This window comes from Anoxybacillus sp. J5B_2022 (genome assembly GCF_026847645.1).
Taxonomy (GTDB): Bacteria; Bacillota; Bacilli; order Bacillales; family Anoxybacillaceae; genus Anoxybacteroides.
In genome coordinates this window covers 1-1090 of record NZ_JAPSMC010000153.1, presented here as the reverse complement: position 1 = coordinate 1090, position 1090 = coordinate 1, and the positions used below count along the sequence as shown (strand labels likewise).

The 1090-nt window shown below is 52.8% G+C and carries 1 protein-coding gene; it reads left to right on the top strand.

Annotated features, from left to right (window positions below):
- A partial coding sequence (gene tnpC, locus M4I42_RS16920; RefSeq protein WP_268853196.1) for an IS66 family transposase occupies window positions 1-1090 on the top strand: 1090 nt, incomplete at both ends.

The window sequence follows — 1090 nt, the reverse complement described above, 5'->3', positions numbered from 1 at the left end:
AAAATCCCCTTCTCGCCAAACGTCAGAGAAACGGCCGGGAGGACAGCCAGGGCACCAAGGAACGACGCTCCGTCAAGTACCAAATCCTGACCATCGAGTCATTCACCGCGTGACCCAATGCGAAGGATGTGGTCACTCGTTGGAGGGGGTCGTTCCTTTTCGAGTAGACATTCGCCAAGTGTTCGACCTCCCTGTGGTTCGAATGGAAGTGACTCAACATGAACGGGAAATCAAGCGTTGTCCAGAATGCCGACTTGTCCAGCAGGCGGAGTTCCCTTTCTATGTCACCAATCATGTACAATATGGACCGGTAGTCACTTCGCTCATTTTATACTGGAATCATGCGCAGTTGATTCCATGTGAACGTGTCACGGAGATGGTGAAAACATTATTTCATCATCCAATTAGTGCAGGCACGGTCGTGAACATGACGAGACGATGGCAACCTGTGTTAGAAACAACGCTCGAAGAGATCGAGGCAGCGTTGCTCACCTCCAGCACGTTGCACGTCGATGAAACGAGCCTGCGTGTGAACGGAAAGAACCAATGGGTGCATGTGGCTTCCACTTCCAAGGAAACCCGATACGGGCTTCATCGCTCGCGTGGCAAGCAAGCAACGGATGACATCGGGATCTTGCCGCGGTACAAAGGAACGATGGTGCATGATGCGTATTCCGTATACCCGATGTATACGGAGGCGAGCCATGCGCTTTGCCATGCCCATCATCTCCGGGAGCTTCGGGCATATACCGAACTGTACGGCCATTCATGGTCGAAAGAGATGACCAAAGCGCTGTTGGAGATGAAACAGGCGGTGGAGAACGCGGGCGGGGCTCTACCGGAAGAGGAAGCCCGGTATTGGGAAGCCGTGTACGACGAGCTTCTAGCGAATGGTCGCCGAGAACTCGAGGAGCGTTGCCAACAAGGCAAGCATGACGGCGTCCGCCATGCGCAAAATTTCATCCAGCGCCTAGAAAAGCGCAAACAAGAAGCGCTTCTCTTCTTGCGAAAGAAAGAAGTGCCGTTTGACAACAACCAAGCCGAGCGCGATTTACGGATGGTGAAAGTCAAACAAAAAATTTCTGGAACG